The sequence below is a fragment of the Escherichia sp. MOD1-EC6475 genome (genome assembly GCF_003046645.1).
Lineage (GTDB): Bacteria > Pseudomonadota > Gammaproteobacteria > Enterobacterales > Enterobacteriaceae > Escherichia > Escherichia ruysiae.
Map to the genome: position 1 here is coordinate 183,265 of NZ_PZKQ01000022.1, position 23,447 is coordinate 206,711.

At 48.3% G+C, this 23,447-nt stretch carries 27 protein-coding genes and 1 pseudogene; 14 read left to right on the forward strand and 14 right to left on the reverse strand.

What is annotated here, in order from left to right; translation table 11 throughout:
* Window positions 1-19: 19 nt before the first annotated feature.
* A pseudogene (locus A7589_RS07400) lies at window positions 20-992 on the reverse strand (AI-2E family transporter).
* 197 nt (window positions 993-1,189) lie between these two features.
* Here A7589_RS07400 and A7589_RS23660 point away from each other — a divergent pair.
* The 3 genes from A7589_RS23660 to mdtI all read left to right on the forward strand — a co-directional run bounded on the left by A7589_RS23660 (window position 1,190) and on the right by mdtI (window position 2,148).
* Window positions 1,190-1,360 carry a protein YdgV gene (locus A7589_RS23660; protein ID WP_085948676.1) on the forward strand — a complete coding sequence of 57 codons (171 nt, stop codon included), beginning with the start codon at window positions 1,190-1,192 and terminating at the stop codon, window positions 1,358-1,360.
* Between the two features lie 106 nt (window positions 1,361-1,466).
* On the forward strand, window positions 1,467-1,832 hold the full coding sequence (gene mdtJ, locus A7589_RS07410) for a multidrug/spermidine efflux SMR transporter subunit MdtJ (RefSeq protein ID WP_000276159.1): 366 nt from the start codon (window positions 1,467-1,469) through the stop codon (window positions 1,830-1,832).
* Window positions 1,819-2,148, forward strand: coding sequence for a multidrug/spermidine efflux SMR transporter subunit MdtI (mdtI, locus tag A7589_RS07415; RefSeq protein ID WP_000046658.1), 330 nt, complete (start codon window positions 1,819-1,821; stop codon window positions 2,146-2,148). The genes mdtJ and mdtI overlap by 14 nt, the downstream gene beginning before the upstream one ends.
* A 39-nt stretch (window positions 2,149-2,187) precedes the next feature.
* On the opposite strand, the gene A7589_RS07420 is transcribed toward mdtI, so the two are convergent.
* The 3 genes from A7589_RS07420 to asr all read right to left on the reverse strand — a co-directional run bounded on the left by A7589_RS07420 (window position 2,188) and on the right by asr (window position 3,593).
* Window positions 2,188-3,009: a trypsin-like serine peptidase gene (locus tag A7589_RS07420; protein ID WP_001223110.1), complete on the reverse strand. Its 822-nt coding sequence runs from the start codon at window positions 3,007-3,009 to the stop codon at window positions 2,188-2,190.
* Window positions 3,010-3,108: 99 nt separating this feature from the next.
* A complete protein-coding gene (gene ydgU / locus A7589_RS07425) occupies window positions 3,109-3,192 on the reverse strand; it encodes a small membrane protein YdgU (RefSeq protein WP_000233091.1) in 84 nt (27 codons plus the stop codon).
* Between the two features lie 92 nt (window positions 3,193-3,284).
* Window positions 3,285-3,593: an acid resistance repetitive basic protein Asr gene (gene asr / locus A7589_RS07430; protein WP_000756319.1), complete on the reverse strand. Its 309-nt coding sequence runs from the start codon at window positions 3,591-3,593 to the stop codon at window positions 3,285-3,287.
* A 269-nt stretch (window positions 3,594-3,862) separates the two neighbouring features.
* Between asr and A7589_RS23575 the strand changes: the two genes are divergently transcribed.
* Window positions 3,863-3,967: a KPN_01571 family protein gene (locus A7589_RS23575; RefSeq protein WP_208980231.1), complete on the forward strand. Its 105-nt coding sequence runs from the start codon at window positions 3,863-3,865 to the stop codon at window positions 3,965-3,967.
* Between the two features lie 52 nt (window positions 3,968-4,019).
* Here A7589_RS23575 and ynfM read toward each other — a convergent pair whose 3' ends face one another.
* On the reverse strand, window positions 4,020-5,273 hold the full coding sequence (gene ynfM / locus A7589_RS07435; RefSeq protein WP_000091810.1) for a multidrug efflux MFS transporter YnfM/SxtP(Kp): 1,254 nt from the start codon (window positions 5,271-5,273) through the stop codon (window positions 4,020-4,022).
* A 106-nt stretch (window positions 5,274-5,379) separates the two neighbouring features.
* On the opposite strand from ynfM, the gene ynfL reads away from it, so the two are divergent.
* The 3 genes from ynfL (at window position 5,380) to bioD (ending at window position 8,449) form a co-directional block, all read left to right on the forward strand.
* Entirely contained in the window at window positions 5,380-6,273 is an 894-nt protein-coding gene (ynfL, locus tag A7589_RS07440; protein ID WP_001019552.1) for a multidrug efflux transcriptional activator YnfL/SxtR(Kp), read from the forward strand.
* A 134-nt stretch (window positions 6,274-6,407) separates the two neighbouring features.
* Window positions 6,408-7,628 carry a sugar metabolism global transcriptional regulator Mlc gene (mlc, locus tag A7589_RS07445; protein WP_000225256.1) on the forward strand — a complete coding sequence of 407 codons (1,221 nt, stop codon included), beginning with the start codon at window positions 6,408-6,410 and terminating at the stop codon, window positions 7,626-7,628.
* A gap of 125 nt (window positions 7,629-7,753) precedes the next feature.
* Entirely contained in the window at window positions 7,754-8,449 is a 696-nt protein-coding gene (bioD, locus tag A7589_RS07450) for a dethiobiotin synthase (protein ID WP_000919216.1), read from the forward strand.
* Here the strand turns inward: bioD and clcB are convergent.
* From clcB to A7589_RS07465, 3 genes are all read right to left on the reverse strand, one after another.
* A complete protein-coding gene (gene clcB, locus A7589_RS07455; protein WP_071599012.1) occupies window positions 8,402-9,694 on the reverse strand; it encodes a voltage-gated ClC-type chloride channel ClcB in 1,293 nt (430 codons plus the stop codon). The genes bioD and clcB overlap by 48 nt on opposite strands.
* A gap of 157 nt (window positions 9,695-9,851) precedes the next feature.
* Entirely contained in the window at window positions 9,852-10,466 is a 615-nt protein-coding gene (gene dmsD, locus A7589_RS07460; RefSeq protein WP_000148723.1) for a Tat proofreading chaperone DmsD, read from the reverse strand.
* Window positions 10,467-10,672: 206 nt separating this feature from the next.
* On the reverse strand, window positions 10,673-10,978 hold the full coding sequence (locus A7589_RS07465; protein ID WP_000696054.1) for a DUF1161 domain-containing protein: 306 nt from the start codon (window positions 10,976-10,978) through the stop codon (window positions 10,673-10,675).
* Between the two features lie 106 nt (window positions 10,979-11,084).
* On the opposite strand from A7589_RS07465, the gene A7589_RS07470 reads away from it, so the two are divergent.
* Window positions 11,085-11,795: a YnfC family lipoprotein gene (locus A7589_RS07470; protein WP_108188792.1), complete on the forward strand. Its 711-nt coding sequence runs from the start codon at window positions 11,085-11,087 to the stop codon at window positions 11,793-11,795.
* A gap of 2 nt (window positions 11,796-11,797) precedes the next feature.
* Here the strand turns inward: A7589_RS07470 and speG are convergent, their stop codons facing one another.
* Both speG and A7589_RS07480 read right to left on the reverse strand, forming a co-directional pair.
* A complete protein-coding gene (gene speG / locus A7589_RS07475; protein ID WP_000199501.1) occupies window positions 11,798-12,358 on the reverse strand; it encodes a spermidine N1-acetyltransferase in 561 nt (186 codons plus the stop codon).
* Window positions 12,359-12,392: 34 nt separating this feature from the next.
* Window positions 12,393-12,734: a DUF1283 family protein gene (locus A7589_RS07480; RefSeq protein ID WP_001027859.1), complete on the reverse strand. Its 342-nt coding sequence runs from the start codon at window positions 12,732-12,734 to the stop codon at window positions 12,393-12,395.
* A gap of 134 nt (window positions 12,735-12,868) precedes the next feature.
* Here A7589_RS07480 and A7589_RS07485 point away from each other — a divergent pair, with 134 nt between their 5' ends.
* From A7589_RS07485 to A7589_RS07505, 5 genes are all read left to right on the forward strand, one after another.
* Window positions 12,869-13,195, forward strand: a complete 327-nt coding sequence (locus A7589_RS07485; protein WP_010356476.1) for a YnfA family protein — start codon at window positions 12,869-12,871, stop codon at window positions 13,193-13,195.
* Window positions 13,196-13,411: 216 nt separating this feature from the next.
* Window positions 13,412-14,626 carry a starvation-sensing protein RspA gene (rspA, locus tag A7589_RS07490; RefSeq protein ID WP_000706279.1) on the forward strand — a complete coding sequence of 405 codons (1,215 nt, stop codon included), beginning with the start codon at window positions 13,412-13,414 and terminating at the stop codon, window positions 14,624-14,626.
* 14 nt (window positions 14,627-14,640) lie between these two features.
* Window positions 14,641-15,660: a Zn-dependent oxidoreductase gene (locus tag A7589_RS07495; RefSeq protein ID WP_000836030.1), complete on the forward strand. Its 1,020-nt coding sequence runs from the start codon at window positions 14,641-14,643 to the stop codon at window positions 15,658-15,660.
* Window positions 15,661-15,717: 57 nt separating this feature from the next.
* Complete coding sequence (gene ydfJ, locus A7589_RS07500) at window positions 15,718-17,085, forward strand: MHS family MFS transporter YdfJ (RefSeq protein WP_000151253.1); 1,368 nt, start codon at window positions 15,718-15,720, stop codon at window positions 17,083-17,085.
* 89 nt (window positions 17,086-17,174) lie between these two features.
* Window positions 17,175-18,635, forward strand: a complete 1,461-nt coding sequence (locus A7589_RS07505) for a mannitol dehydrogenase family protein (RefSeq protein WP_108188789.1) — start codon at window positions 17,175-17,177, stop codon at window positions 18,633-18,635.
* A gap of 35 nt (window positions 18,636-18,670) precedes the next feature.
* Here the strand turns inward: A7589_RS07505 and ydfZ are convergent, their stop codons facing one another.
* The 3 genes from ydfZ to ydfG form a co-directional block, all read right to left on the reverse strand.
* Window positions 18,671-18,874 (reverse strand): putative selenium delivery protein YdfZ, encoded by a 204-nt coding sequence (gene ydfZ / locus A7589_RS07510; protein ID WP_000214710.1) that lies wholly within the window; start codon window positions 18,872-18,874, stop codon window positions 18,671-18,673.
* A gap of 174 nt (window positions 18,875-19,048) precedes the next feature.
* Window positions 19,049-19,735, reverse strand: a complete 687-nt coding sequence (gene rspR, locus A7589_RS07515; protein WP_000215571.1) for a DNA-binding transcriptional regulator rspR — start codon at window positions 19,733-19,735, stop codon at window positions 19,049-19,051.
* An 88-nt stretch (window positions 19,736-19,823) separates the two neighbouring features.
* Window positions 19,824-20,570: a bifunctional NADP-dependent 3-hydroxy acid dehydrogenase/3-hydroxypropionate dehydrogenase YdfG gene (gene ydfG, locus A7589_RS07520; RefSeq protein ID WP_010346482.1), complete on the reverse strand. Its 747-nt coding sequence runs from the start codon at window positions 20,568-20,570 to the stop codon at window positions 19,824-19,826.
* A gap of 136 nt (window positions 20,571-20,706) precedes the next feature.
* On the opposite strand from ydfG, the gene dcp reads away from it, so the two are divergent.
* On the forward strand, window positions 20,707-22,752 hold the full coding sequence (dcp, locus tag A7589_RS07525) for a peptidyl-dipeptidase Dcp (RefSeq protein WP_000108372.1): 2,046 nt from the start codon (window positions 20,707-20,709) through the stop codon (window positions 22,750-22,752).
* Window positions 22,753-22,797: 45 nt separating this feature from the next.
* On the opposite strand, the gene A7589_RS07530 is transcribed toward dcp, so the two are convergent.
* Complete coding sequence (locus A7589_RS07530; RefSeq protein ID WP_108188790.1) at window positions 22,798-23,316, reverse strand: 2-oxo-tetronate isomerase; 519 nt, start codon at window positions 23,314-23,316, stop codon at window positions 22,798-22,800.
* Window positions 23,317-23,447: the final 131 nt, after the last annotated feature.

Sequence of the window (23,447 nt, forward strand, 5' to 3'; positions counted from 1 at the left end):
ACGGCCTCTGTGGAGGCCGTTACTCTTTATTGAGATCGCTTAACAGGACGGCGATGCTTTGGCCTCCCGCCGTTTGTTCAAGCGCAATTTTGACAACAATCGTCAACGGCACGGAAAGCAGCATTCCCACCGGTCCTAACAACCATCCCCAAAAAATTAACGACAAAAAAACTACCAGTGTCGAAAGCCCCAACCCGCGCCCCATGATGCGCGGCTCCAGAATATTGCCGAAGACCAGATTAATCAGCAGATATCCCGCCAGCACCAGTAACGCCTCATAGAAACCATTAAACACCAGTACCTGAGCGATAGGGGGGATAGCCGCGAGAACAGAACCAATGTTAGGGATGTAATTAAGCGCGAAGGCCAACAATCCCCAGACAAAAGCGAAGCGAACATCGAGTGCGGCGAGCATCGCCCAGGCGACCAGACCAGTGATGATGCTGATGGCTGTTTTCAGCACCAGGTAATGCGACACACTGTCAATGGCGCGCTGGATCGCCGCCATACCTTCGACCGGGCGCGCCATCATTTGCTGGAGTTTGCCGGGAAGTTGTGGCACTTCGAGCAGCATAAACAACACCGTCAGCAACAATAAAAATATGGATGACATGGCAGTTAGATAACTGCGTCAGCAAGTTGGTGAGCAACGTCATCGCCGCGTTCGGATCAATATAATGCGCCAGTTGGTCAACCGAGATATCAATACCCGCGCGTTGTAACAAAGGTTCCAGAACTTGCAGGGGTTTTATGATTGAGCTGCGATACTGTGGCAAAGTGCGGGTCAGTTCATTGAGCGTTGAGCCGAGATAGGCCAGTAATAGCACCATCGCCATCACGATGATGACCATTAAAATCGACACAGCCAACACACGCGGCACTCGCCAGCGAACCATGCGTTGTACCAGCGGATTAAGAATGACTGCAATAAATAGGGCGAGGATAAAGGGGACGATGATATCGGCGGCAAAACGGATACCGCAGAGAATAATGACCAGCATTCCCAACATAATGACTATTTTTAGGCCATTGAGCGTGATGATCGGCTTTGCCATGCGTATCCCCGTTTTTTCTTCCTTCGCTAATAATATTTTCTTTTTAGCCGTGGCATTATAACGAAAATCAAACTACTCAGGTAAAGAAATGAAAATGTTTTGAGTTAATTCTTAAGCTATGATACAAATCAGACGTGTACAACTACCGAGGACAATTATCATCCGCGATGACGAGAAGCAACACTGCGGATAATTGTAATATTATGGACAATTTGTTCAGGACGTTATTTTCTACATTTACTCATTTCCGTACCTCAACCACCATCTTGCTCGCAGGTGAGCAACACTGGCGCAACGCGCTTTAGTCCCTTCCTCTGCCAAAGCTGGCGCTCTGCGCTGGACTGAATACTTTTCTTTTGGTTTCGCTGAGTCGAGCGAACGTTAAAATAATTCTCTTGCAGGGGAAGGACGATGTATATTTATTGGGTTTTATTAGGTCTGGCTATTGCCACAGAAATTACCGGCACGCTGTCAATGAAATGGGCGAGCGTTAGTGAGGGAAACGGCGGTTTTATTTTAATGCTGGTGATGATTTCGCTGTCATATATATTTCTCTCTTTCGCCGTGAAAAAAATAGCACTTGGCGTGGCTTATGCTCTGTGGGAAGGCATCGGTATTTTATTTATAACGCTCTTTAGTGTTCTGTTATTCGACGAAAGTTTATCGCTGCTAAAAATTGCCGGGTTAACAACCCTGGTGGCTGGGATTGTGTTGATTAAATCGGGTACTCGCAAAGTGCGTAAATCCTCGCTGGAGGTGAATCATGGCGCAGTTTGAATGGGTTCACGCCGCCTGGCTGGCACTGGCAATCGTGCTGGAAATTATTGCTAACGTCTTTTTGAAATTTTCTGACGGCTTTCGCCGTAAAGTCTATGGCTTGCTCTCACTGGCGGCGGTGCTTGCGGCCTTTAGCTCACTCTCCCAGGCAGTAAAGGGCATAGATTTGTCGGTAGCGTATGCGTTGTGGGGCGGGTTTGGTATTGCCGCCACGTTAGCCGCTGGCTGGATCTTGTTTGGTCAACGTTTAAATCGTAAAGGCTGGGTTGGTCTGGTCTTGCTGTTGGCTGGAATGATTATGGTGAAACTTGCATGATGAACACGCTGCCCGACAATGCGGGCAGCGTTTGAAATGTTATTGCCGGGTTAGTTCTTCTAGTTTGTCGCGAAAACCAGTGACAGAAATGGCCCGGTTATCAGCACGCCAGCGATCTTTCGCTGCAGGAGCTGAACTTTGCACCCCAATTAACTGCCAGCCGTCATCAGTATGAAGCATCAACGGCGAACCACTGTCACCCGGTAGGGTATCGCACTGGTGCGACATTACCGAGGTTTGCGCCCAGCCGGTTATTTCGCAATTTTGATGACTGTACAACGTATCGAGATGATCTTCAGGATATCCCGCCTGAGTCACTTTACGACCCGCTGCTTTTAATGCGGCGATAAGCGCGGTTTTATCTCCCTCAAATAACGGCAATGGCGTAATACCCGAAGGCGGATTGCGCAGCACAATCAAACCGAAATCCCACGGCGCGGCTGCGGGGGGAACAATCCAGCCATCCCCATCCGGCTTTAACCGCTTCCCTAGTGTCGGATCAACGCGGCCTTCGATGTCGTGGATCTCATAGCGCCAAAGACCTTTATTCGACACAAAACGCAGCGCAACTGCTTTATCCGCTTTACCCTTCGGCGGCGTTAATAAACAGTGTCCTGCCGTTAATGCCAGGTTCGGCGCAATTAGCGTCGCCGTACATAAATTGCCGCTGGCCGTTTCTAGTTGCCCAACCGCATCCCACGGCGATTGGCTCGTGTTATTTACTGATACACGATCATCATGACCAAAAAATAGGGTGCTGACCTCATTATTGGTCGATTTATGATCGTCCGGTTTATCCGCAAACACAAATGCAGATGTCAGACTAATTGCACCCAGCACTACAGCAATAGTTATACGCATATCATACTCTGGTGAGTAATTATGATTATTAAAAGCAAACCCTCATGAATACTATAGACGGGACGGGATGAAAGTGGGAGTAAAATCAGATAACTACGCTCAGAAAAGATAAAAACGGGTGGCAATCAGGGCACATAAAATAAGGATGATAAGAATGAACTCAAAGCGATAACGGCCCACCATAGTACCCTCCGCTAAAGGCGGTGTTAAACGTTATCCGTTTAACACCGTAATTTTCAGGCGCGAGGGGGCGCGCCATTATTGCTGCCGAAAACTTACGCGGCTGGTTGTACAACTGGTTTTGCAGATTGCTGCTGGCTGTGTTTTTTGCTGTGTTTTTTGGCTGCCTGTGCTTTTTGCTCAGGCGCTTTCTGTTCATTTTTCGCTTTTTTATGATGCTTTTTAGCCGCCTGCGCTTTTTGGGCAGGTGCCGCTTTATGCTGTTTTTTATGATGCGTTGTTTTTGCAGCCGCTGCTTTGGACACTGTAGCCGTCGGAGCCGGCGTGGTCGCAGTTTCTGCAGCAAATGCGACAGAAGAGAGACCCATAGTAGCGGCAACAACCAGAGCTAATACTTTTTTCATTGTCATACCCTCAATTTTGTTTTTTATGCAACCCCACTGCGGGGCCGATGTAATGACTATATCTCTGGAAATGACAGGCTTCCGTGAGTGGTTGGTTTCGGCATGTAACGATATGTACAAAGCGAATAGCGATGACGTGGGAAATAATAACGCATTGTGACGTAAGGAGAATTTCCCACCAATATAGGTAGTATTGAATAACTTAGCTTTTTCACTACCTATAAATCGGTAGAATCACTGTGTATTAGCAATAAATGACACACAGCAAAATGAATCCGCTAATTTGGGTATTTATTATCCTGATGACGTTAGATGCCCTGCGAGAAATGGCAGGCGCTTCGTCTGTTTTAGGGTGGTTATTAACGTTGGGTTGAGCAGGCAATAAGTCCGGACAGTAATTTAACACATCGTCCGGACTTATTTTTTTCAGGCGTGCAGGCGATGATGTAAACGTGTTCCGACCAGAATAGCGACCACCAGCATCAGGGCAATAAATGCACCGACGCCGTTCCAGCCATAGTTATGCCAGAAGACGCCACCTAATGTACCGGCAATGCTTGAACCCAGGTAGTAACAGAACAGATACAGCGAGGAAGCCTGACCTTTGGCGCGTTTAGCACGAGGACCAATCCAGCTACTGGCGACAGAGTGAGCGGCAAAAAATCCGCTGGAGAAAAGCATCATACCGACAAAAATCAGCCACAGTGAGCTGAACAATGTCAGGATAAGACCCAAAAGCATAACACCTGTCGAAAATAACATCACCGGGCCACGACCGAAGCGGGTAGTCATGGTGCCTGCTTTTGGCGAACTCCAGGTGCCTGTCAAATAGACCAGCGATAATAACCCAACCACTGCCTGGCTAACATGCCATGGTGAAAGCATCAACCGATAGCCGATGTAATTAAACAGCGTTACGAATGAGCCCATCAGCAAAAAGCCTTCGACGAATAATAAGGGGAGTCCCCGATCGCGCCAGTGCAGACGGAAGTTAATAAACAGTGTTTTTGGGCGCAGCGAAGAAGGACGGAAATGACGAGATTCCGGGAGAATTTTCCAGAACATTAATGCTGAGGTCAGGGCGAAACAGCCGATAGCCGCCAGCGCAATTCGCCAGTTAAAGAAGTCAGTAAATACACCGCTGATTAAGCGCCCACTCATGCCGCCAATCGAGTTGCCGCTGATATACAACCCCATTGAAAAGGCCACAAAACTGGGGTGGATCTCTTCGCTAAGGTAGGTCATACCAACGGCAGCTACGCCACTTAACGACAGACCAATCAAGGCGCGCATAATCAAAATGCCGTGCCAGCTGGTCATCATTGTCGAAAGTAACGTACAGATGGAGGCCAACAGTAGCGCCGTCACCATCACTGGCTTGCGACCAATGGCATCGGATAGCGGGCCAGTAAACAGCAAACCGATAGCCAGCATCGCCGTTGAAATGGACAGTGAAATACTACTGTTAGCAGGCGTTAAGCCAAATTCTTGCGAAAGCACCGGAAGAATAGGCTGCACGCAATAGAGAAGCGCGAAGGTTGCCAGCCCGGCAGAGAATAGCGCCAGAGTGACACGCATAAATTGCGGTGTACCGCGTTTAATGAATTTGTTTGGCTGGGAAAGGGGTTGCTCGTCAGTGTCGCTTGCCGGAGCGCCATCAACAGTTGTAGTACGACTCACTTGAAATCCTTGCTAATTATGCCTGTGATGTGGGATCAGGAATAGAGTAGGAAAATCGAATTGTTATGTCTAATATATTAATAATCTCAAATAAGATGTTTAAAATATGAATATTGAATTGCGTCACCTCCGTTACTTTGTTGCCGTTGCGGAAGAGCTGCATTTTGGACGCGCGGCTGCCCGCCTGAACATTTCGCAACCGCCGCTAAGTCAGCAGATTCAGGCTCTGGAGCAACAAATTGGCGCGCGACTGTTGGCACGAACCAACCGCAGCGTGCTGCTAACGGCAGCAGGAAAGCAGTTCCTTGCTGATAGTCGGCAAATTCTGTCTATGGTGGATGACGCAGCCTCTCGCGCTGAACGTCTGCATCAGGGAGAAGCGGGAGAGTTACGCATTGGCTTTACCTCGTCGGCACCCTTTATTCGCGCAGTGTCTGATACCTTATCCCTATTTCGCTGCGAATTTCCTGATGTCCATTTGCAGACGCGTGAGATGAATACTCGCGAGCAAATAGATCCTCTTACCGAAGGGACGCTCGATATGGGGTTGTTACGAAATACCGTGTTGCCGGAGACGTTGGATCACGCGGTAATCGTGCATGAACCGCTTATGGCGATGATCCCGCACGATCATCCTTTGGCAAATAAACCGAAGGTAACGCTGGCGGAACTGGCAAAAGAACCGTTTGTTTTTTTTGATCCGCACGTAGGGACGGGGCTGTATGACGACATTATTGGCCTGATGCGGCGTTATAATCTGACTCCGGTCATCACCCAGGAAGTGGGCGAGGCGATGACTATCATCGGTCTGGTTTCCGCCGGTCTTGGTGTTTCGATTTTGCCCGCCTCTTTTAAACGTGTCCAACTCAATGAAATGCGCTGGTTACCTATTGCTGAAGAGGATGCGGTTTCTGAAATGTGGCTGGTTTGGCCAAAGCATCGTGAACAAAGCCCGGCGGCACGAAACTTTCGTATTCAGCTGATGAATGCACTCCGGTGAGGGAAAATTCAGCAAAAAAAACCGAAAAATGTGCTGTTAATCACATGACGAAGTAAAAATTTGACGACGCATATTGAAGTACTTCACCATAACCTACAGATTATTTCGGAGCGCGAAAATATAGGGAGTATGCGGTGGTTGCTGAAAACCAGCCTGGGCACATTGATCAAATAAAGCAGACCAACGCGGGCGCGGTTTACCGCCTGATTGATCAGCTTGGGCCAGTTTCGCGTATCGATCTTTCCCGGCTGGCGCAACTGGCGCCAGCCAGTATCACCAAAATTGTCCGCGAAATGCTCGAAGCGCACCTGGTGCAAGAGCTGGAAATTAAAGAAGCGGGAAACCGTGGGCGTCCGGCGGTGGGGCTGGTGGTAGAAACAGAAGCCTGGCACTATCTTTCTTTGCGCATTAGTCGTGGGGAGATTTTTCTTGCCCTGCGCGACCTGAGCAGCAAGCTGGTGGTGGAAGACTCACTGGAGTTGGCGCTTCAGGACGAATTGCCACTGCTGGATCGCATAATTACTCATATTGATCAGTTTTTTATCCGCCATCAGAAAAAACTCGAGCGTCTGACATCTATTGCCATTACGTTGCCGGGAATTATTGATACGGAAAATGGCATTGTGCATCGTATGCCGTTCTATGAGGACGTAAAAGAGATGCCGCTCGGCGAAGTACTGGAGCAGCATACCGGTGTACCGGTTTATATTCAGCATGATATTAGTGCATGGACGATGGCTGAGGCTCTGTTTGGCGCATCACGCGGAGCGCGCGATGTGATTCAGGTGGTGATTGATCACAACGTGGGTGCGGGTGTGATTACCGATGGCCATTTGTTACACGCGGGAAGCAGTAGCCTTGTGGAGATTGGTCACACTCAGGTCGATCCCTATGGGAAACGCTGCTATTGCGGTAACCACGGCTGCCTGGAAACCATCGCTAGTGTTGATAGTATTCTTGAGCTTGCACAATTACGGTTGAATCAATCTATGAGTTCTATGTTACATGGGCAGCCATTAACCGTGGATTCATTGTGCCTGGCTGCGTTGCAGGGCGATCTGCTGGCAAAAGATATTATTACTGGCGTGGGGACGCACGTCGGGCGCATTCTTGCCATCATGGTGAATTTATTCAACCCACAAAAAATACTGATTGGTTCGCCGCTAAGTAAGGCTGCAGAGATCCTGTTCCCTGTAATTTCTGACAGTATCCGTCAGCAGGCGCTTCCAGCCTACAGCCAGCACATTAGCGTCGAGAGCACCCAGTTCTCTAATCAGGGGACGATGGCGGGGGCGGCGTTGGTAAAAGACGCGATGTATAACGGTTCTTTGTTGATTCGTCTGTTGCAGGGTTAACATTTTTTAACTGTTCTACCAAAATTTGCGCTATCTCAAATTGGGCCAGGAACGCATAACTTAGACTTCCAAAGTTGAATTATTTTCCTGGCTTATATTTGTGAAGCATAACGGTGGAGTTAGTGATGCTGAAGCGTTTCTTTATAACAGGTACAGACACTTCTGTGGGGAAAACGGTGGTTTCCCGCGCATTGCTACAAGCGTTAGCCTCCCAGGGAAAAACGGTTGCGGGGTATAAACCCGTGGCGAAGGGGAGCAAAGAGACACCTGATGGGCTACGTAATAAAGATGCCCTGGTGTTGCAGAGTGTTTCATCAATTGAACTGCCTTATGAAGCAGTCAATCCCATAGCGTTAAGCGAAGAAGAAAGCAGTGTGGCGCACAGTTGCCCGATCAATTACACCCTCATTTCAAATGGTCTGGCTAATCTGACTGATAAAGTCGACCATGTGGTTGTTGAAGGTACTGGCGGCTGGCGTAGCCTGATGAATGACCTGCGTCCGCTCTCTGAATGGGTGGTTCAGGAGCAGCTACCCGTGTTGATGGTGGTAGGTATTCAGGAAGGCTGTATTAACCATGCGCTTCTGACCGCACAGGCGATTGCAAACGACGGACTGCCGCTGATTGGCTGGGTGGCTAACCGTATCAACCCAGGGTTAGCACACTACGCTGAAATCATTGATGTATTGGGTAAAAAACTCCCGGCGCCGCTTATTGGTGAGCTTCCTTATCTGCCTCGCGCAGAACAGCGAGAACTGGGGCAATATATCCGTTTATCCATGCTGCGCAGTGTGCTGGCGGTAGATAGAGTCGCGATGTAACGTCCGCGACATTACTGACGCAATCACACAAGCAATCAATAAACCGGGGAGTAGCTGATACTCCCCGGTCATTTCACATATCATCAGTGTCGACATAATGGGCGCATGTGTGGTCGCAGCCAGAAGTGTTGCCATCCCGGTTAACCCAAGTAAAAGCGTAATTTCTTCGCTGCCAGTAAACCATAACCCCAGGCTCCGGCCATACAACATGCCAATTGCCAGTCCGATAAATAGCGTCGGCGTAAACACCCCCCCAGGTGCGCCGGAACCACTACTGGCCAGCACGGCAACTAGCTTGCAGAGGAAGATCCCGGCAATGACCATAAACAGTGGCGGGGCAGTTAAAAAGGATTGCACCGTACTATAGCCGTTGCCCCACACGGCAGGAGTGAGCAGGGAAAGCAGACCCACGATCAAACCTCCCAATGCCAGTTGCCAGGGCGGCGCAAGTTTAAGATTAACAAAACCCCGATGACTGGCGTTCATTAGCTTTAAAAACAATGGACCGCACAAGCCCATCAACACGCCCGTACTGATAATCAGTGCATAGTCGCGAGTCTGAACTATCACAGAGAGTTGCACGCTGTAGAGCAAAGCATCGCTGTGATTAAGAAGATTGCTAATAAGCAATGCCACTACGGCAGAGATCACTACTGGTCCGAGGGAGGCCAGCATCATGGTGCCAAACAAGACTTCGGCAATAAATAAACTCCCGGCAAGTGGGGCGCGATAGGCTGCTGCCATTCCCGCAGCCGCGCCACAGGCAATCCACAATTTCCACTCTTCACGTGGGGTAAAACGTTGGGCAAACCAGGAGGCAGCAAGTGCCGCCAACAGGATCATCGCACCTTCACGACCAATGGCGCTGCCGCTGGTCACCACCAGCAAAGAAGCGAAGGATTTAATCAGACTGGTGGCGTAATCAAACTGCCCATCGGTTTGTAACGCCTCCATATAATCGGTAGGAGCATGGGGGCGTTGCTGAGAGAGTTTCTGCCAGACCATCAGCAATAAACCTGCCGCCAGTCCGCCGAGCGCCGGCGTTAGCAGTCGTCGCCACGGAGAAAGGTTCGTTGCTGCATTGACCAGACTGCCGGAGTCGTTATTGAGGAACAGCCACTCCAGTAGCAGCATCGCATGACGAAACCCTGCAACGGCAAAGGCCGCCAGAATGCCTACGACCATTGCGATAAGCAGGCGGCGAAACATGGTGCGCAGATCCGGGTAGATGTGTAGATGTTGCATGAGCAGAAATGGCAAATTAAACACGGGGCTCTATTTTGCGGGAAAAGAGACCTGGTGCAAAAGCTGTGCGTGCTGTATGTGGAATTAAACGTGACGTTGTCACTTATTGGATTTGAAAGGCGTGCAGTTTACGCCTTTCGATAATACTAAGGATTATTCAGCGAAACAGGGGTTTTACCGCGACAGGGATCAGCAACTGTGACTGCCATTGTGTCAGCGTTAAACGAGCCAGCTCACCGAGCGCGCGATAAAAAGGGTGTTCCGCCTTTTCGATAAACACGTCAAGAAAACGCGTGGACCACGGTAAAAGATGCCAGGCCAACAACTCTTCACACTCGGTCTGACGACCGTTCTCTGCCAGCCATGCTGCCATCAACAGCAGCGAACCAAAATGATCTTCCGGTTCGTTTTGTTTCATTTCAAACTGAATGCCTTTTTCGCGCATCCATTGACGAAGCGCCAAAGTAGAATCGCCAAACAGCACCGATTCGCGATCCAGCCAGACAGATCCCCACGGAGGAGAGGGTAACGCCCACGGCCCGACAAATAATCGTTGCCATGCCTGACTACGCGACTCTTCACATTCTTCCTTAAAAGCCGTTACCAGCGGCGCTAATGACGTTTGTGATAAAGGCCACTGGGTGACCCAATCGTCACTGGTTAGCGCAGAAACCAGTGGAGAGGCTTCTTTACTCTCAGGAGCGTAATAAAACAGTGCGCCCAGCACGCGCGCTGCGACAGAAAAATTATCTTGTTGTGAGAAATGCGTCATTCCTATCATCCTGAAACGTGCGGTTTACCCCGCACCAATTTGTTAACCTGCGATGGTCATTCCGAGCATTATGTGCAGGCCATAAACGAGCGCACGCCCGATCATCTCAGCAGGTATCCCGGCTAGCGGGCACAGCCAGCGCATAACAATACCACACGGCAGGCCTGATATGTGCGTAAGCATCGTATCAGGCAGCCTCAGGTTTATTAATGCGATTCAGCAGGCTCATTATCATGGGTTGGCTGGGGGTGGGCAGAAACATTACCGCTGGTGGTGCGGGTGTAGAGAATTTTATGCGTGTCGTTAGCGCAATGCCCGACGACCTGTGAATCAGGCTGGTCGACCTGATCATTCGGCACAATACTTAAAGTGAAGCCACTTTCTGGTACGCCGTTATTGATAATGCGCTGTGAAATATCACTTTTTATGCGCTCACATGAATCCGACGCGGCGAGCACTGTGGATGAGGCCAGGGTGAGCAGAAGTGCGGCACTGCAGGCTAAGATTTTCATCATTGGCTCCTTACATGAATATTACTAACTAAGCATAGCATTTCACGTGTAAATTACTGTATTTACTACTATGATTGAGAATCATCTCTACTGTCTGGTGATTGATGTGAATTACAAATTACTGCCATGTTTACTCGCGATAATACTCACAGGATGTGACCGCACAGAGGTAACACTTTCATTTACGCCAGAAATGGCCAGTTTCTCTAATGAATTTGATTTTGATCCGCTGCGTGGACCGGTTAAAGATTTCACTCAGACGTTAATGAATGAGCAAGGGGAAGTGACGAAACGTGTTTCGGGGAATTTATCGGAAGAAGGCTGTTTTGATTCCCTCGAATTACTGGATCTGGAGAATAATACCGTGGTTGCCCTGGTGTTGGATGCAAATTATTACCGGGATGCACAGACACTGGAGAAAAGAGTACGTCTACAGGGAAAATGCCAGTTAGCAGAATTACCTTCTGCCGGGGTAAGTTGGGAAACTGATGATAATGGCTTCGTGGTTAAGGCCAGCAGTAAACAGATGCAGATGGAATATCGCTATGATGATCAGGGTTATCCGCTGGGGAAAACGACGAAAAGTAACGACAAAACGTTATCTGTCAGCGCCACTCCATCAACGGACCCGATCAAAAAACTGGATTACACGGCAATTACTTTACTGAATAATCAACAGGTTGGTAATGTCAAACAGACTTGTGAATATGACAACCACGCGAATCCAGTGGACTGCCAATTAATCATTGTGGATGAGGGAGTAAAACCCGCTGTCGAACGGGCTTACACCATCAAAAATACCATTGATTATTATTAATACTATTGCGCGGTCGGTTTTAGTAGAGTCTGCCCTTGCGTTTTATGTTCCGCCAGATACTGATGCTGGAATATGCACATGCGAATAGCATTGCGATATTGACCGTTAATAAAGAATTCATGCATCAGTTCACCTTCGACCGTAAAACCGAGCTTACGATAAATATGAATCGCTTTCTCATTCTCTTTATCGACAATCAGATAAAGCTTATAGAGATTAAGAACAGTGAAACCATAATCCATCGCTAATTTCGCGGCGCGGGTTGCCAGACCTTTACCCTGGTATTCCGGGGAGATGATTATCTGAAATTCTGCGCGGCGATGGACGTGGTTAATTTCTACCAGTTCCACCAGACCTGCCTTTTCGCCATCGCATTCCACGACGAAACGACGTTCACTCTGATCGTGAATATGCTTATCGTACAGATCAGAGAGTTCAACAAAGGCTTCGTACGGCTCCTCAAACCAGTAACGCATCACGCTGGCGTTATTGTCGAGTTGATGTACATAGCGTAAATCTTCACGCTCCAGCGGACGTAGCTTAACACTGTGGGCGCTAGTCATAACGTGTCCTTACATTCCTTATATCAATAACAGGTTAGGGGATGATTACGCGACCAGTACGACGGTCCAGGCAGCGTAAAGTATTCGGCTCCCAGTAGGCATTAATATTGGCACTCTGCTCGCATTTATCGCGGCTATCAAATGCGGCGTCAGCTTTATCCCATTCTTTCTCGGTGCGTTTGTTGATTTTTTGACGCAGATTACGCGTGTCATTCCATTGCTCTTTTTCCATTGCTGCCTGCTGGCGACTCTGTGCGCTGTCGCCAGATTCAATCACCAGTTTGTTGGTTTCTGCATGGGTAGTTGCGCTAAATGCCAGTGCGCAAGGCAGCAGAAAAGCGAGCAGGCTGAGTTTTTTGCAGAGAGTGATATTCATGATTCATTCCTTACATGAATGGTTAAGGGCGATTTTACACGATCCACTGTGAACGCGAAACGTACCAGAAGGATGTCTATGTTGATGATATTATGTCGCCCTATAAATATACATGATGTCAATGAGTGACAAAGATGATTAAAACAACGTTACTGTTTTTTGTTACCGCTTTGTGTGAAATCATTGGTTGTTTTTTGCCCTGGCTGTGGCTGAAACGGAATGCCAGTGTCTGGTTGTTGGTTCCAGCGGGGATTTCTCTGGCGCTTTTCGTCTGGCTGTTAACGTTGCATCCGGCAGCAAGTGGGCGAGTTTATGCAGCGTATGGCGGTGTTTATGTCTGTACGGCGCTCCTGTGGCTGCGGGTGGTAGATGGGGTGAAGCTCAGTCTCTACGACTGGACGGGAGCGATAATTGCGCTTTGCGGCATGTTGATTATTGTTGCTGGCTGGGGACGCACCTGACTTTTCTGATATGATTAATTATTTTTTATCAATAAGATACGCACTAGTCGAACCCCGGAAAAACAATAAAGCTTGACTGTTTTTAGAACTATTCACGGCGCAAATATGCGCCTTTTTTTGTGATCGCTCTGGCTTTTCTTGATCTCAATACTTGTATGGTAGTAGATCAGTTGCGTAGATTTCATGCATCACGACAAGCGATGCAAGGAATAGAACATGAAGATCGTAGGGGCTGAAGTTTTTGTTACCTGTCCGGGACGTAATTTCGTCACCTTAAAAATCACCACCGAGGACGGTATTACCGGTCTTGGTGATGCCACTCTGAACGGGCGCGAGCTTTCCGTTGCGTCCTATTTGCAGGATCATATCTGTCCGCAACTTATAGGCCGCGATGCCCATCGTATCGAAGATATCTGGCAGTTTTTCTATAAAGGCGCTTACTGGCGTCGCGGCCCTGTCACCATGTCGGCTATTTCCGCTGTTGATATGGCGCTGTGGGACATTAAAGCCAAAGCCGCAAACATGCCGCTTTACCAACTGTTAGGTGGGACTTCCCGTGAAGGCGTAATGGTCTATTGTCATACCACCGGTCACAGTATTGATGAAGCACTGGATGATTATGCTCGTCATCAGGAACTGGGATTCAAAGCCATCCGCGTGCAGTGTGGTATTCCCGGTATGAAAACGACTTACGGTATGTCCAAAGGAAAAGGGCTGGCTTATGAACCTGCGACCAAAGGGCAGTGGCCAGAAGAGCAGTTGTGGTCAACGGAAAAATATCTCGACTTCATGCCAAAACTGTTCGACGCAGTGCGTAACAAGTTTGGCTTTAATGAGCATGTGCTGCATGACATGCACCATCGTTTAACGCCCATTGAAGCGGCACGCTTTGGCAAAAGTATTGAAGATTATCGCCTGTTCTGGATGGAAGATCCTACACCCGCAGAAAACCAGGAGTGCTTCCGCCTCATTCGCCAACATACCGTAACGCCAATTGCGGTGGGTGAAGTCTTTAACAGCATCTGGGACTGCAAACAGCTGATTGAAGAACAACTTATCGACTATATCCGTACAACGCTGACCCACGCTGGCGGCATCACAGGTATGCGCAGAATTGCCGATTTTGCTTCGCTTTACCAGGTACGTACTGGCTCACATGGTCCTTCCGATTTGTCACCAGTCTGCATGGCTGCGGCGTTGCACTTTGACTTGTGGGTGCCGAATTTCGGCGTTCAGGAGTATATGGGCTATTCAGAACAAATGCTTGAAGTCTTCCCGCACAACTGGAGCTTCGATAACGGCTATATGCACCCGGGTGATAAGCCTGGCATTGGTATCGAATTCGATGAAAAGCTGGCGGCGAAATATCCCTACGAACCTGCTTATCTGCCAGTCGCACGTCTGGAAGATGGCACGCTATGGAACTGGTAAGGAGTCATACAATAATGAAAAGTATTTTAATTGAAAAACCGAATCAACTGGCGATTATCGAACGTGAAATTCCGACCCCGGCAGTGGGTGAAGTACGAGTAAAAGTGAAACTCGCGGGAATTTGTGGATCGGATAGTCACATTTATCGCGGTCATAATCCGTTTGCAAAGTATCCGCGCGTCATTGGTCACGAATTTTTTGGCGTGATTGATGCCGTAGGTGAAGGTGTGGATAACGCCAGAGTTGGCGAACGTGTTGCGGTAGATCCCGTAGTCAGCTGCGGACATTGTTATCCGTGCTCAATGGGTAAGCCCAACGTTTGCACAACTCTGGCTGTATTAGGTGTTCACGCTGATGGCGGTTTTAGCGAATATGCAGTCGTTCCGGCGAAGAATGCGTGGAAAATTCCCGATGGAGTGGCTGATCAGTTCGCTGTAATGATCGAACCATTTACCATTGCGGCGAACGTTACCGGACACGGACAGCCGACTGAAGATGACACCGTGCTGGTTTATGGTGCTGGTCCAATTGGTCTGACTATCGTTCAGGTATTAAAGGGTGTTTATAACGTTAAAAATGTGATTGTCGCCGATCGCATTGATGAACGACTGAACAAAGCGAAAGAGAGCGGGGCAGACTGGGTGATTAATAACAGCCAGACAACGCTTGGCGAAATATTCGCTGAAAAGGGCATCAAACCAACATTAATTATTGATGCTGCTTGCCATCCTTCCATTTTGAAAGAAGCGGTTATGCTGGCTTCTCCGGCGGCACGAATTGTGTTAATGGGCTTCTCCAGTGAACCGTCTGAAGTCATTCAGCAGGGAATTACTGGCAAGGAACTCTCTATTTTTTCTTCCCGGTTAAATGCCAATAAATTCCCGGTCGTTATCGACTGGTTAAGCAAAGGGTTAATTAATCCTGATAAATTAATTACCCATACCTTTGATTATCTGCATGTTGCTGATGCCATTTCATTATTCGAAAAGGATCAAAAGCACTGTTGCAAAGTTTTACTCACGTTTTCTGAATAATACCAATAATAGCGAATAAGCAGTACGCATCTTACCTCTTATTTAGAGATAATAATTATGACAATAGAAAAACATGAAAGAAGCACTAAGGATTTAGTGAAGGCAGCGGTATCAGGATGGTTAGGTACGGCACTTGAATTTATGGATTTTCAGTTATACTCGCTCGGTGCAGCGTTAGTATTCCATGAAATATTTTTTCCGGAATCATCAACCGCAATGGCGTTAATTCTGGCAATGGGAACCTACGGTGCTGGTTATGTTGCACGTATTGTCGGAGCATTTATTTTCGGCAAAATGGGCGACAGAATAGGGCGTAAAAAAGTGCTCTTTATTACCATCACCATGATGGGGATCTGTACTACCTTAATTGGTGTGTTGCCGACCTATGCGCAGATTGGTGTTTTTGCGCCAATATTGCTGGTGACGCTGCGTATTATTCAGGGGCTGGGGGCAGGCGCTGAAATTTCCGGTGCTGGTACGATGCTGGCGGAATATGCGCCGAAAGGTAAACGCGGCATTATCTCCTCATTCGTTGCGATGGGAACGAACTGCGGTACGTTGAGCGCAACGGCAATCTGGGCCTTTATGTTCTTTATTCTTAGTAAAGAAGAACTGCTGGCATGGGGATGGCGTATACCGTTCCTGGCGAGCGTTGTCGTGATGGTCTTTGCTATCTGGTTGCGTATGAACCTGAAAGAAAGCCCGGTCTTTGAGAAGGTTAACGACAGCAACCAACCTACAGCAAAACCTGCACCTGTTGGTAGCATGTTCCAGAGCAAATCTTTTTGGTTGGCAACGGGTCTGCGTTTTGGACAGGCAGGAAACTCAGGTCTGATTCAAACCTTCCTTGCTGGTTATTTAGTGCAAACTTTGCTGTTCAATAAAGCAATTCCCACAGATGCATTAATGATCAGTTCTATTATCGGTTTTATGACGATTCCTTTCCTCGGTTGGTTATCTGATAAAATTGGTCGTCGTATTCCTTACATCATTATGAATACTTCAGCTATTGTCCTGGCGTGGCCAATGCTTTCTATTATTGTAGATAAAAGCTATGCACCGGGCACCATCATGGTTGCTCTCATTGTGATTCACAACTGTGCGGTGTTGGGATTATTTGCCCTGGAAAATATTACCATGGCAGAGATGTTCGGCTGTAAAAACCGCTTTACCCGAATGGCAATATCTAAAGAAATTGGTGGTCTTATCGCTTCAGGTTTTGGTCCTATTCTGGCCGGTATTTTCTGTACCATGACAGGAGCCTGGTATCCGATTGCAATAATGATTATGGCTTATTCCGTCATCGGCTTAATTTCCGCGCTGAAAATGCCAGAAGTTAAAGACCACGATTTGAGTGCGCTGGAAGATGCTGCAGAAGATCAACCGCGCGTTGTAAGAGCTGCGCAACCTTCAACAAGTCTGTAAATCCAGAATCCCTTCTCTTAGTGAGGAGGGATTTTTTTATTCATATAACAAACCATTCAGCTTGCCATATTGAAATTAAAGGAATTTTCATGGGAAATAATTTGTTATCAGCCAAAGCGACACTCCCTGTTTATGATCGTAATAACCTGGCGCCCAAAATTGTTCATTTAGGGTTTGGTGCATTTCATCGCGCGCATCAGGGCGTGTATGCCGATATCCTGGCAGCCCAGCATCACAGCGATTGGGGCTACTATGAAATGAACCTGATTGGCGGTGAACAGCAAATCATCGATCTAAAACAGCAAGATAATCTCTATACCGTTGCAGAAATGTCGGCTGATGCGTGGACCGCTCGCGTCGTCGGCGTCGTGAAAAAGGCGCTGCACATACAAATAGATGGCTTAGAAGCCGTGCTGGCCGCGATGTGTGAACCGCAAATCGCAATTGTCTCTCTGACAATCACCGAAAAAGGGTATTTCCACTCTCCGGCGACCGGACAGTTAATGCTGGATCACCCGATGGTAGCTGCCGACTTGCAAAATCCCCACCAGCCGAAAACAGCAACAGGCGTGATTGTCGAGGCGCTGGCTCGCCGTAAAGCCGCAGGACTTCCAGCGTTTACCGTCATGTCATGTGACAACATGCCAGAAAACGGTTACGTTGTGCGTGACGTTGTCACTTCATATGCCAGGGCTGTAGATGTAAAACTGGCGCAATGGATAGAAGAAAACGTGACTTTTCCGTCGACAATGGTGGATCGCATTGTACCCGCAGTGACGGCAGAAACGCTGGACAAAATCGAACAACTTACCGGCGTGCGCGATCCGGCAGGCGTGGCCTGTGAGCCTTTCCGTCAGTGGGTTATTGAAGATAATTTTGTTGCCGGACGCCCTGAATGGGAAAAAGTCGGTGCTGAACTGGTCAGCGATGTACTGCCTTATGAAGAGATGAAACTGCGTATGCTCAACGGCAGCCATTCATTCCTGGCGTATCAGGGCTATCTGGCAGGATATCAGCACATTAACGACTGTATGGAAGATGAAAATTATCGTCATGCAGCACATGCCTTGATGTTGCAGGAACAGGCGCCCACGCTGAAAGTGCAGGGGGTGGATCTGCAAGATTATGCCGATCGACTGATTGAACGCTACAGTAACCCGGCTTTACGCCACCGGACCTGGCAGATTGCAATGGATGGTAGTCAGAAACTGCCGCAGCGGATGCTGGATTCAATTCGCTGGCATCTGGAACATGACAGCACGTTCGATCTGTTGGCACTGGGTGTCGCTGGTTGGATGCGTTATGTTGGCGGTGTTGATGAACAGGGGAATCAGATTGAGATTAGCGATCCGTTACTACCGGTCATTCAAAAGGCTGTGCAAAGTAGCGCCGAAGGGAAAAAGCGTGTGCAGTCGTTGATGGCGATTAAGGCGATATTTGGCGATGATTTGCCGAACAATAGCTTGTTTGTTGCAAAGGTGACGGAAGCGTACTTGTCTTTATTAGCGCATGGCGCGAAAGCGACCGTAGCGAAATATATCGTGAAGTAAAAACAGCAATGCCGCCATCGGCGGCATTCACACGCTTAGTTCATGCCGAGACGAATCAGGTCCAGAGGCGCGAGTTTTTCATCACAACCTTCAACAACCACGGTTTTACCGCGACGGATTTGCTCTGCGGTCAGACCTTCAGTGTCAATCGACAGGATCTTGCCAGTGTGACCGGTGCCGCTAACCATAACACGGCTGCCAGTGGTGATTGCGTTACGGTTACGATCGTAGGTCGTCATAGGTGTTTTCTCCTTTCTGATTTACAGTCGAAGCCCACGTAACGGGCGCAATATAAATACTCCTGTCGAGTGAATATTTTTTTGTTTATGATCAAGTTCACATCTTTTTTGATGCTTGCATGAACCAGAAGAAGGGGATGGACTCTCACCCCGGATGGGATGAGAGGAAATGAATTACTCTTCGCTAAACCAGTCGCTATTTTCCTGGCGGATCAGCTGCACGGATTCACTTATTTCCTGCAAATGCAGAGTCATTGCTTTTTCTACCGCATCGCCATCATGTTTTTGTAGAGCAGTAAAAATATCCATGTGTTGACGTAATAACATATCGGGCGGCGATACGTGGTCAAAGCTCATATAGCGCACGCGGTCAACCGTTGCTTTCAGGTTTTCAATGGTGTCCCACGCAAGCTGACAGTCGGCAATCTGCGTCAGAATTTGATGGAAGTTATCATCCAACTCAAAAAAATCATCCAGCTGTTTGCGTTCAATGGCAATACGTTGTTGGTGGAGATTTTGCTCAAGCTGATAGCACTGGCTATCGGTAATCATGGTCGCCGCCCGGCGGGCAACGGCACACTCAATAGCCTGACGAATAAAACTACCATTGCGTACCTGAGTCATGGAAATTTTATTGACGTAGCTGCCACGCTGCGGGCGAATTTGAATCAGGCCGTTTTCTGCCAGTTTAATGAAGGCTTCACGAACCGGCTGGCGTGACACATTGAAACGAACAGAAACTTCTTTTTCCGACAACGGTGTGCCCGGAGGGATCAGGCAATGGACAATGTCGCGGCGAAGAATACGATAAATTTGCTGATTGACAGGTTGTGTGGGATTAAGTTGCGTTTCGACGGTCATTCGTTCTTGCTTGTGAGTGGGTTAACTGCGTGAGTCTACCACTTTTTTGTGACAAGCAATAACCCGGCGGTTAAGCCGGGTATAAAAATTAATGGCGATGGACATTCAGTCCGGCATAGCTTTGGGTAACCGGCATCATTTCCAGAGTATTGATGTTGACGTGAGCAGGGAGTGTGGCAACCCACCAGACTGCTTCGCTGACATCTTCTGGCGTCAGCGCAACGGTGTTTTGATAGGTTTTCTCCGCTTTATCGTCGTCGCCTTTAAAGCGGACATTGGAAAACTCGGTGCCACCCACCAGACCTGGCTCGATGTCGGTGACACGCACTGCCGTACCATGCAAGTCAGTGCGCAGATTCAGGCTGAACTGACGAACAAACGCTTTTGTCGCGCCATAAACGTTACCACCAGCATATGGCCAGCTACCCGCCGTTGAGCCAATGTTAATAATATGACCATGATTACGCTCGACCATGCCAGGCAGGACAGCGCGGGTCATATACACCAGGCCTTTATTGTTGGTATCAATCATGGTTTCCCAGTCTTCAACGCTGGCTTTATGTGCAGGTTCCATACCCAGCGCCAGTCCAGCATTGTTTACCAGAATATCGATATTACGCCACTCGGCAGGAAGCGAAGTCAGCATCTCTTCAATGGCGGCGCGGTTGCGAACGTCCAGTTGGGCGATATACAAATTATCGCCCAGTTCGTCTTTTAACTCCTGCAACCGTTCCTGGCGACGGCCAGTGGCGATAACTTTATGCCCTTGTTGAATAAAACGACGCGTAATGCATTCACCAAAACCTGCCGTTGCTCCAGTTACTAAAACGATCATCTCACTGTTCCTCAACGATTTTGTGTGTCAATAACATAGCACGTGATGCTTAAGAGCGGGTAATACTGGTTTGTAAGATTGCACTCCGTTATTAGTAAGCCTACGCTATGGAACACCTCGTTTTCAGGAGTAGAAAATGTCAACGACGAATCCTTTCCTTACGCAGAGTACTCTGCCGTATATGGCTCCCCATTTTGATCAGATTGAAAATCAACACTATCGCCCGGCATTCGATGAGGGGATGCGGCAAAAGCGGGTTGAGATAGAGGCGATAGCTTTAAACCCGCAGACGCCCGATTTTAATAACACTATTCTGGCTCTCGAAAAGAGCGGGGAATTACTCACTCGTGTTACCAGCGTCTTCTTTGCCATGACCTCGGCGCATACTAATGATGAATTACAGCATCTTGATGAACAGTTCTCGGCGGAACTGGCGGAACTGGCGAATGATATCTACCTGAATGGTGAATTATTCGCGCGGGTAGATGCTGTCTGGCAGCGGCGCGAAACGCTGGGTCTTGATAGTGAATCTATTCGTTTGGTTGAAGTTATTCATCAACGTTTTGTTCTTGCCGGTGCCAAACTTGAAGATGCTGATAAAGCAAAATTAAAAGTGCTGAACACAGAAGCCGCAACCCTGACCAGTCAGTTTAACCAGCGATTATTAGCCGCGAACAAATCCGGTGGGCTGGTGGTTGACGATGTTCAGCAACTGGCAGGCATGAGTGAGCAAGAAATTGCGCTGGCGGCTGAGGCGGCTCGCGAGAAAGGTCTGGAAAACAAATGGCTTATTCCATTGCTGAATACCACGCAACAACCGGCGCTTGCGGAACTCCGCGATCGTTCTACACGTGAAAAACTGTTCACTGCGGGGTGGACACGTGCGGAAAAAAACGATGGCAATGATACTCGTTCCATTATTCAACGGCTTGTGGAGATCCGCGCCCAACAGGCGAAACTACTTGGTTTCCCTTATTATGCCGCATGGAAAATTGCCGATCAGATGGCAAAAACACCAGAAGCAGCACTCAACTTTATGCGGGAAATTGTTCCGGCGGCACGTCAACGTGCGAGCGATGAATTAGCGTCTATACAGGCGGTTATCGATAATCAGCAGGGCGGGTTCAGCGCCCAGCCGTGGGACTGGGCATTTTATGCTGAACAGGTGCGGCGGGAGAAATTCTGTCTCGATGAGGCGCAGCTTAAACCTTATTTCGAATTAAACACGGTGTTGAATGAAGGTGTATTCTGGACCGCCAATCAGCTCTTCGGTATTAAGTTTGTCGAACGTTTTGATATTCCTGTTTACCATCCTGATGTCCGCGTATGGGAAATTTTTGATCATAATGGCGAGGGACTGGCGTTATTTTACGGTGATTTCTTCGCCCGTGATTCAAAAAGCGGCGGCGCATGGATGGGTAATTTTGTAGAGCAATCTACGCTCAATGAAACACGCCCGGTAATCTATAACGTTTGTAATTATCAGAAACCGGCAACAGACGAACCCGCATTGTTGCTGTGGGACGATGTTATTACATTATTCCATGAGTTTGGGCATACGTTGCACGGTCTGTTTGCCTGCCAGCGTTATGCCACGCTTTCTGGCACCAATACACCACGCGATTTTGTCGAATTTCCTTCGCAAATCAACGAGCATTGGGCAATGCATCCGCAGGTATTCGCGCGCTACGCCCGGCATTATCAGACCGGGAAAGCAATGCCGGAAGAGTTGCAACAAAAAATGCGTAATGCCAGCCTGTTCAATAAAGGTTATGAGATGAGCGAACTGCTTAGCGCCGCACTTCTTGATATGCGCTGGCACTGTCTGCAAGAGCATGAAGCGATGCAGGATGTGAATGATTTCGAACTGCGGGCGCTGGCGGCGGAAAATATGGATCTTCCCGCCGTACCGCCACGTTATCGCAGCAGTTATTTCGCCCACATTTTTGGTGGTGGATATGCGGCGGGATATTACGCCTATTTGTGGACGCAAATGCTGGCAGACGATGGTTATCAATGGTTTATCGAGCAGGGCGGCTTAACGCGTGAGAATGGGCAACGTTTTCGCGAGGCGATTCTTTCCAGAGGCAACAGCGAAGATTTAGAACGCCTGTATCGTCAATGGCGCGGTAAGGCACCACAGATTGCACCGATGTTGCAACATCGCGGGCTGGACGTCTAATTTTCTGTAAATATGGCTGGTCTGGCGTGAAGCCAGGCCAGAACGTCACTCCAGTAATTTCAAAAGCTGCGCCAGTGCAAATCGAACCGCCAATGCTAATACCGTTTCGCAATCGCCATCAAAATGCATAACCGCAGTATGCATTTTTCCTTTAATATTCCATGCGAACCAGACTGTGCCTGCGGGCGTACCATCCTGCCCACCTTCAGGCCCACCGTAGCCGGTAATGGCAATACTAATATCGACATCTGCGCGCTCTTTGGCACCAGTTGCCATTTCTGTCGCTATCTTCTCGCTCACTGCCGTATATTTCTCAAGAGATTGCTGACTGACGCCAAGGATTTTCATTTTGGCTTGATCGGTAAAGGTGACAAAGCCTGCGCCGTAAAACTTTGGTGTGTCTTCAGCAGCACACAGCGCGCAAGCCAACTTACCGCCAGTGCATGATTCGGCGGTAGTTAAGCGTAATTGATCAGCGATAAGTCTTTGGCTCAACGCGGATGTCAGGTTTTCAATGGTATCGCTATCTGCAAGTTGTGCAATTTTATTGCTATTAATGTTCATCGTTGTTTGTCCACGCTATTAGCTGCAAAGGTGATTTGCCTTTTTTGTATGTTCTATCACTATAATAAAAATCAAATTTATAAAGCCGATTATTCTGAAAATATATTTAAGATTAAAACACAGCTTTCTTT

Bases quoted from the DNA above. Each gene is read 5' to 3' on its own strand.
- mdtJ (WP_000276159.1), top strand. From the start codon at position 1,467: ATGTATATTTATTGGGTTTTATTAGGTCTGGCTATTGCCACAGAAATT.
- mdtI (WP_000046658.1), top strand. From the start codon at position 1,819: ATGGCGCAGTTTGAATGGGTTCACGCCGCCTGGCTGGCACTGGCAATC.
- A7589_RS07420 (WP_001223110.1), bottom strand. From the start codon at position 3,009: ATGCGTATAACTATTGCTGTAGTGCTGGGTGCAATTAGTCTGACATCT.
- ydgU (WP_000233091.1), bottom strand. From the start codon at position 3,192: ATGGTGGGCCGTTATCGCTTTGAGTTCATTCTTATCATCCTTATTTTA.
- asr (WP_000756319.1), bottom strand. From the start codon at position 3,593: ATGAAAAAAGTATTAGCTCTGGTTGTTGCCGCTACTATGGGTCTCTCT.
- A7589_RS23575 (WP_208980231.1), top strand. From the start codon at position 3,863: ATGAATCCGCTAATTTGGGTATTTATTATCCTGATGACGTTAGATGCC.
- ynfL (WP_001019552.1), top strand. From the start codon at position 5,380: ATGAATATTGAATTGCGTCACCTCCGTTACTTTGTTGCCGTTGCGGAA.
- bioD (WP_000919216.1), top strand. From the start codon at position 7,754: ATGCTGAAGCGTTTCTTTATAACAGGTACAGACACTTCTGTGGGGAAA.
- clcB (WP_071599012.1), bottom strand. From the start codon at position 9,694: ATGCAACATCTACACATCTACCCGGATCTGCGCACCATGTTTCGCCGC.
- dmsD (WP_000148723.1), bottom strand. From the start codon at position 10,466: ATGACGCATTTCTCACAACAAGATAATTTTTCTGTCGCAGCGCGCGTG.
- A7589_RS07465 (WP_000696054.1), bottom strand. From the start codon at position 10,978: ATGAAAATCTTAGCCTGCAGTGCCGCACTTCTGCTCACCCTGGCCTCA.
- speG (WP_000199501.1), bottom strand. From the start codon at position 12,358: ATGACTAGCGCCCACAGTGTTAAGCTACGTCCGCTGGAGCGTGAAGAT.
- A7589_RS07480 (WP_001027859.1), bottom strand. From the start codon at position 12,734: ATGAATATCACTCTCTGCAAAAAACTCAGCCTGCTCGCTTTTCTGCTG.
- A7589_RS07485 (WP_010356476.1), top strand. From the start codon at position 12,869: ATGATTAAAACAACGTTACTGTTTTTTGTTACCGCTTTGTGTGAAATC.
- rspA (WP_000706279.1), top strand. From the start codon at position 13,412: ATGAAGATCGTAGGGGCTGAAGTTTTTGTTACCTGTCCGGGACGTAAT.
- A7589_RS07495 (WP_000836030.1), top strand. From the start codon at position 14,641: ATGAAAAGTATTTTAATTGAAAAACCGAATCAACTGGCGATTATCGAA.
- ydfJ (WP_000151253.1), top strand. From the start codon at position 15,718: ATGACAATAGAAAAACATGAAAGAAGCACTAAGGATTTAGTGAAGGCA.
- A7589_RS07505 (WP_108188789.1), top strand. From the start codon at position 17,175: ATGGGAAATAATTTGTTATCAGCCAAAGCGACACTCCCTGTTTATGAT.
- ydfZ (WP_000214710.1), bottom strand. From the start codon at position 18,874: ATGACGACCTACGATCGTAACCGTAACGCAATCACCACTGGCAGCCGT.
- rspR (WP_000215571.1), bottom strand. From the start codon at position 19,735: ATGACCGTCGAAACGCAACTTAATCCCACACAACCTGTCAATCAGCAA.
- ydfG (WP_010346482.1), bottom strand. From the start codon at position 20,570: ATGATCGTTTTAGTAACTGGAGCAACGGCAGGTTTTGGTGAATGCATT.
- dcp (WP_000108372.1), top strand. From the start codon at position 20,707: ATGTCAACGACGAATCCTTTCCTTACGCAGAGTACTCTGCCGTATATG.
- A7589_RS07530 (WP_108188790.1), bottom strand. From the start codon at position 23,316: ATGAACATTAATAGCAATAAAATTGCACAACTTGCAGATAGCGATACC.